The sequence below is a fragment of the Geodermatophilus sp. DF01-2 genome (assembly GCF_004571065.1).
Classification (GTDB): domain Bacteria; phylum Actinomycetota; class Actinomycetes; order Mycobacteriales; family Geodermatophilaceae; genus Geodermatophilus.
Map to the genome: position 1 here is coordinate 1 of NZ_SPQN01000138.1, position 6,050 is coordinate 6,050.

The 6,050-nt window shown below is 74.1% G+C and carries 6 protein-coding genes; all 6 read right to left on the reverse strand.

The features are described 5' to 3' along the window. Positions 1–116: 116 nt before the first annotated feature. Positions 117–1,049: a type II secretion system F family protein gene (locus E4P41_RS20930; protein WP_135143135.1), complete on the reverse strand. Its 933-nt coding sequence runs from the start codon at positions 1,047–1,049 to the stop codon at positions 117–119. Then, positions 1,049–2,455: a CpaF family protein gene (locus E4P41_RS20935; protein WP_135143136.1), complete on the reverse strand. Its 1,407-nt coding sequence runs from the start codon at positions 2,453–2,455 to the stop codon at positions 1,049–1,051. The genes E4P41_RS20930 and E4P41_RS20935 overlap by 1 nt, the downstream gene beginning before the upstream one ends. Then, entirely contained in the window at positions 2,452–3,642 is a 1,191-nt protein-coding gene (locus E4P41_RS20940; RefSeq protein WP_135143137.1) for an AAA family ATPase, read from the reverse strand. Before E4P41_RS20940 ends, E4P41_RS20935 begins: the two co-directional genes overlap by 4 nt. Positions 3,643–3,715: 73 nt before the next feature. After that, entirely contained in the window at positions 3,716–4,456 is a 741-nt protein-coding gene (gene cpaB, locus E4P41_RS20945) for a Flp pilus assembly protein CpaB (RefSeq protein ID WP_135143138.1), read from the reverse strand. Between the two features lie 9 nt (positions 4,457–4,465). Next, entirely contained in the window at positions 4,466–5,473 is a 1,008-nt protein-coding gene (locus E4P41_RS20950) for a pilus assembly protein TadG-related protein (RefSeq protein WP_245177542.1), read from the reverse strand. A gap of 23 nt (positions 5,474–5,496) precedes the next feature. Further along, complete coding sequence (locus E4P41_RS20955) at positions 5,497–5,892, reverse strand: TadE/TadG family type IV pilus assembly protein (RefSeq protein ID WP_135143139.1); 396 nt, start codon at positions 5,890–5,892, stop codon at positions 5,497–5,499. Between the last annotated feature and the right edge of the window lie 158 nt (positions 5,893–6,050).

Consider the following 6,050-nt stretch of genomic DNA (forward strand, 5'->3'; position numbering starts at 1 on the left):
TAGGTTGGCCCGCGCCCGGGCGGCGGCGTCCTGCGGTCGGGCGAGCAGCGCCCAGCCGAGCAGCGGGACGGCGAGGGCGACGGCCAGTGCGGCCGCGAGCACGGGGGTCGGCGGCATCAGAACCGGATCGCCACGGTCTTCTTGAGCCACAGCCCGCCGACGACCAGCAGGACGACGACCGCCGCGGTCATGCACCAGCCGGCGAAGCTGTCGGTGAACGCGGACAGGTACGCCGGGTTGGTTCCCGCGAGGAACGCGACGATGCCGAACGGCAGGGCCATCAGCACGATCGCCGACAGCTTCCCCTCGGCCGACAGGGCCTTGACCTGCCGGCGGATCGCGTTGCGCTCCCGGATGGTGTGCCCGACGGTGTCGAGCACCTCGGCCAGGTTGCCGCCGACCTCCCGGTGGATGCCGATCGCCTGGGCGACCCACCGGAAGTCGTCGCTGCCCGTCCGCTCGGCCACCTCGTCGAGGGCGTCGCCGAGGTCGCGGCCCACCCGGGTCTCGTTGACGATGCGGGCGAACTCCTCCGACGTCGGGGCCGCGGCCTCGGTGGAGACGGCGTCCACCGCGCGCAGCAGGCTGTGTCCGGCGCGCAGGCTGCTGGCCATCAGCTGCAGCGAGTCGTCGAGCTGGTCGGCGAAGGCCGCCTGCCGCCGTCCGCGCTTGAGCCCGAGCAGCACCTTTGTGCCCAGCGGGGCTAGCGCCGCGAGCACCACGGCGAGCAGCACCCCGCCCAGCAGCAGGCCGAGCGCGCCGAGCACGACGGTGGCCAGGCCGACGAGCAGGACGACGTCCGGCAGCGCCATCGCCACCCCGGCCCGCTCCAGCGCGGCGGTGCCGGAGGCGACCCGACCACGACGGGCCAGTGCCCGCTCCACCGCGGCACCGGCCGCGGCGGAGGCACCGGCCAGCGGCGACGCCGGCGGCGCCACCGTGGGGTCGAGGCGGGACAGCGGTACCCGCCGCGGCCCGGCCGGGAGGACGACGAAGGCGACCAGCAGCAGGGCGCCGGTCACCGCGAGCAGCCCTCCGGCGAGCAGCATCAGGCCCACCCCCGCCGCGGCTCCACCGTGCCGAACACCCGCGGCGAGACGGCGATGCCCAGCTCGGCGAAGCGGTCGGTGAACCGCGGCCGCACCCCGGTCGGCACCGGCTTGCCGAGGAAGCGGCCGGCGGCGTCCACCCCGGCGGAGTAGTCGAAGAGGAACGCGTCCTGCAGGGTGACCGTCTCCCCCTCCATGCCCTGCACCTCGGTCACGTGGGTGACCCGCCGGGTGCCGTCGCGCAGCCGGGTCAGCTGGACCACGACGTCCACGGCGGAGGCGATCTGCTCGCGGATGGCCCGCAGCGGCAGATCCATGCCGGCCATGAGCACGAGGGTCTCCAGCCGGGCGATCGCGTCGCGCGGGGAGTTGGCGTGCACCGTGGACAGTGAGCCGTCGTGGCCGGTGTTCATCGCCTGGAGCATGTCCAGCGATTCCCCGCCGCGGCACTCCCCGACGACGATCCGGTCGGGGCGCATCCGCAGCGAGTTGCGCACCAGGTCGCGGATGGTGATCGCGCCCCGGCCCTCGATGTTGGGCGGCCGGGACTCCAGCCGGACGACGTGCTCCTGCTGCAGCTGCAGCTCGACGGCGTCCTCGATGGTGACGATCCGCTCGCCGTCCGGGATGAAGGAGGAGAGCACGTTGAGCAGCGTCGTCTTCCCGGTGCCGGTGCCGCCGGAGACGATGATGTTCAGCCGCGCCTCGACGCAGGCCCGCAGCAGCTCGGCCATCTCCGGGGAGAGGGTGCCGAAGCCGATCAGGTCCTCGACGCCGAACGGGTCCTTGGCGAACTTGCGGATGGTCAGCGTCGACCCGCTGAAGGCCAGCGGCGGGATGATCGCGTTGACCCGGGAGCCGTCGGCGAGGCGGGCGTCGACCAGCGGTGAGGATTCGTCGATCCGCCGTCCCACCCGGGAGACGATCCGGTCGATGACCCGGCGCAGGTGCTCCTCGGAGGTGAACCGCGCGCCGGTGCGGACCAGCCGGCCCTCCTGCTCGACGTAGACCGCGTCCGGGCCGTTGCACATGATCTCGGTGACCGTCGGGTCGTCGAGCAGCCGCTGCAGCGGGCCGTAGCCGAGGACGTCGTCGGCCAGCTCGGCGGTCAGCCGGGCCCGCTCCTCGGCCGAGAGCGGGACCTTCTCCTCCTCGACCACCTCGTCGAGCTCGCCGAGGACGACCGCGCGCAGCGCCTCCTCCGACAGCGACGGGTCGTTCATCCGGTTGCCCATGCGCTCGAACAGCGCCTTGGCCACGCGGTCCTTGAGCCGGGTGAGCGCGTCGGTCGGTGGGGCGAGGACCGCCGGGGTCGCGGACCGGGGCGCCGGGAGCGGCGTGGGCGCGGGGGCCTCCGGAGCGACGGGCCGGCCCTGGGCCGCGGCGAGACGGGAGGCGAGGTTCACGACGCCGCCCGGTGCTTGGCGCGGTACCGGCCTGGCTTCATGAGCGGGGTGGCCGCGAACCGGGACACCAGCCGGCGCAGCTCCTTGACGACCGGGTCCCGGCGGCCGTTGGCCAGGATCGGCACGCCGGCGTTGGTCGACGGCGGCACCGCGGCCGAGCGGGGCAGGACGACGTCCACCCCGGTGCCGATGGCGGTCTCGACGTCGCGCACCGACAGCCCGCCCTTGGCGTCGGCGAGGTTCATAACCACGTGCCGGCCGGCCGGGATCATGCACAGCTCGCGGAGCACGTCGAGCTCCTTGCGCAGCCCGCGGACACCGGGGACGTCCATGCTGGTCACCATCACCACGTCGGTGGCGCGGTCGAGGGCGGCGAGGGTCTGCTCGGACAGCCCGGGCGCGGTGTCGACGACGACGTAGCGGAACTCCCGGGCCAGCGAGGTCAGCAGCCGGCTGACGTCGGCGGCGGTGACCGTGTCACCGGCGGCCGGGGACTCCGCCCCGCACACGGCGTAGAGGCCGCTGGGGTGCTGGGTGAGGAAGGTCTTGAGCACCATCGTGTCCTCGGTCGCCGGGCCGTGGACGACGTCGGGCAGCGCGTACTCCGGCACCAGGCCCAGCGCCGAAGCGACGTCGCCGAACTGGACGTCGAGGTCGACCAGCACCGTCGACTGCGGCGCGGCCGCGGTCAGGCCGATCGCGAGGTTGGTCGACACGGTCGTCTTGCCCACCCCGCCCTTCGGCGAGGCGATCGTGATGACCCGGCCGGTGTAGCGCGCGGTCTCCTCGACCGGGCGCAGCACCCGCCGCCGTCCGGCCGCGGTGGAGCCGGCCCGCTCCACGGCGGCGCGGACCTCGCCGACGTCGGCGGTGGGTGGCAGCAGGTCCCGGACGCCGGCGCGCATCGCCGCCTGCCACGTCTCGGGCGTGGGGTCGGCGAGCAGGACGACGCTGATCCCCGGACACTGCACGTCCAGGCGCGCGGCCAGCGTGAACGCCTCCTGCAGCGGTGCGGACGGCCCGATCAGCAGGACCTCGGGCAGCTCGCCGTCGACCAGCTGCTCGAACAGCCGCGCCGGGTCGCCGGGCAGCCGGCCGGGCGGCAGCACGTGCACGTCGCCGTCGGTCGCCTCCTTGACCCGCAGGACGAGGTCGCCGTCGGCTGCGCCGAGCACCACGCGGCTCATGCCCACTCCTCGCTGGCGCTCGTCGCCGGCATTCGCCGGGCTGCTCCGCTCACTGGTGAGCTCGCACGCTCGCTCACTGGAAGTCCTTCTCGTAGACGTTGCCGGGGGTGACGACCTCGGTGCCGGAGAGGTCGGCGCCCTCGGGCTCGAGGGACAGCCAGACCGTGCCGTGCTCCATGCCGAAGACGACGGCCTCGGCCTGCTCGGGGCGCAGCCCGAGGGTGACCATCAGGCTCGCCGTGGGAGCGGTGCCGCCGGACGAGGCGGTGTCGGTCGCCTCGCCGTCCGTAGCGGGGGCCGGCGCGCCCTGTACCTGGGTGACCAGCACGCCGTTGAGGACGACGTGGGTGGTCTTCCCCTCGGACAGGGACACGTGCACGCCGACGGTGTCGCCGGCCGCCAGCCGGCCGCCGACGGCGCGCTGCGGCTCCAGCAGGATGCTCACCTCGGACGTGCCCTCGGGCGCGGCCACGGTGCCGGGGACGGTGAGGTCCTCCGGCGCGGCGAACCGGCCGGCCAGCAGCTGCTCGCCGGGCTGCAGGTCGACGGTGGCGACCCGGCCGGCGAGCTGCTCGAGGTCGGTGACCGCGCCCTCGACGGCGGCCTTGGCCGGCAGCTGCTCGGTGCGGACCAGGTCGGTGAGGTCCTCCCCCGGCGTCCCCTCGGCGACCGGCCGGTCCACGACGAGCACTTCCACGGTGCGTACGCCGGCCAGGGCGCGGGCGTCAGCGCCGCGCACGTAGGCCAGCAGGACTCCGGTGCCTATGGCGGCGAGGAGCAGCGCCGCGAGGGCGGCGAGCAGTCGGCGTCTCACGAGGGGCCCCTATCGGATCAGTCGGAGGACCCAAGCACCCATCTGCGGGGCGTTGGAGTCGTAGTCGAAGGCGTCGCCGAGCTCGACGAAGCGGGTGAAGTAGCCGGTCACGCAGCGTCCGTTGCCGCTGCACGGCTTCGGGGAGGAGCTGAACTGGCCGCCCAGGTGGTATCCGGTCAGCCGGAAGGCCGCGTAGCCGTAGACCCGGTACCAGGCGTTGCTGCCGGTACCGCCGAACTCGTCGAAGATCGGCAGCAGCACCGTCTGCCCGACCCAGGAGGCGAAGTCCCCGGGCGAGCACGCCGCCGGCGGCGTGTTGCCGGTCGAGGAGTACGAGCGCTCCTGGACCGCGCTCGAGGCCCGGCAGTCGCCCGGGTCGCTGACCAGGTAGCCGAAGCCCCCCGGGACGACGTTCTCGGACGGTCCGGTGCAGTCGACGGTCTGCGAGGACTTGGTCAGGTGGATCGTGTGCTGGGTCGTGCTCGACGGCAGCCCGCCACCGGTCTGCTGCTCGAACTCGCACCAGGAGAAGGTCAGCGGCAGCACGGCGGTGCCCCGGCTGGGGCCGCCCCAGGCCACCGTGGCGGTGGCCGAGACGGCGGTCGCGTCGTGCCCGATCACCGGGGCGAACCAGTGCTCCTGGGGCGTGCGACCGGAGACGGTGACGCGGTTGGGGTCGGACGCCAGGACCGGCGGTGCGGCCGTCGCGTCGCCGAGGTTGGCGTCGACCATGCCCTGCGCGGTCGCCTGCATGTCGCCGCAGGCGCCCTTGGCGCAGTCGGCGGCGACGGCCAGCGCCGCGGCGTCGGCCGCCGTCTGCAGCCGGGCCTTCTCCGCGTAGAGGGCGCCGACGTCGACGGCGATGGCCGTGAAGCCGAGCAGCGGCACGAGCAGCAGCGCCAGGAGCACCGCCGAGGCGCCGTGCTCGCCGGCCAGCCGCCGCCGGATGCGGGTGTTCGCAGCCCGTGCACTTCCGCGGAAGTGCGCCGTGCACTTCCGCGGAAGTGCGCCGTGCACTTCCGCGGATGTGCGCGGAGGGGTCAGCCGTTGCACCGCATGACCCCCGTTCCGGTCAGGTCGACGCCCGCGCCGAAGAAGTCGGTGAGGAAGGGCATCGGGTAATCGATGGTCACGCGCACGTTGGTGGGGGTCGTGCTCGTCGTCGGGCAGGCGGTCGGGGTGACGGTGATCTGCGCGTCGGTGATGGCCGGGTCGAGCGTGGGGGTGGCGTCGCGGACGGCGGTGCGCGCCGCGGCCGGGCTGTTCTGCAGGGCCATCACCCGGGCGCCCTCGCGGGCCGCGGCCGACAGGGTGCCCTGGACCTGGAAGGCGTGGCCGAACTCGGCGATACCGAGGACGAGGACGAGGAGCAGCGGCACGATGAAGGCGAACTCCACCGCGGTCGCCCCGCGCTGATCACGCAGTCGGGTGCGCACCGGTCCCCCACCTCCTCCCGCAGGTCGTCGTCGCCGGGAAGGTGCGAGGGTCAGGGAGTGGTGGCGGCGCCGCCACCGAGCTCGCCGGCGATGTCGTTGAACAGGGCGGTCAGGTTTTCGCCGAGGAGGACGACCGCGGTGATGATCGCGACGGCGAT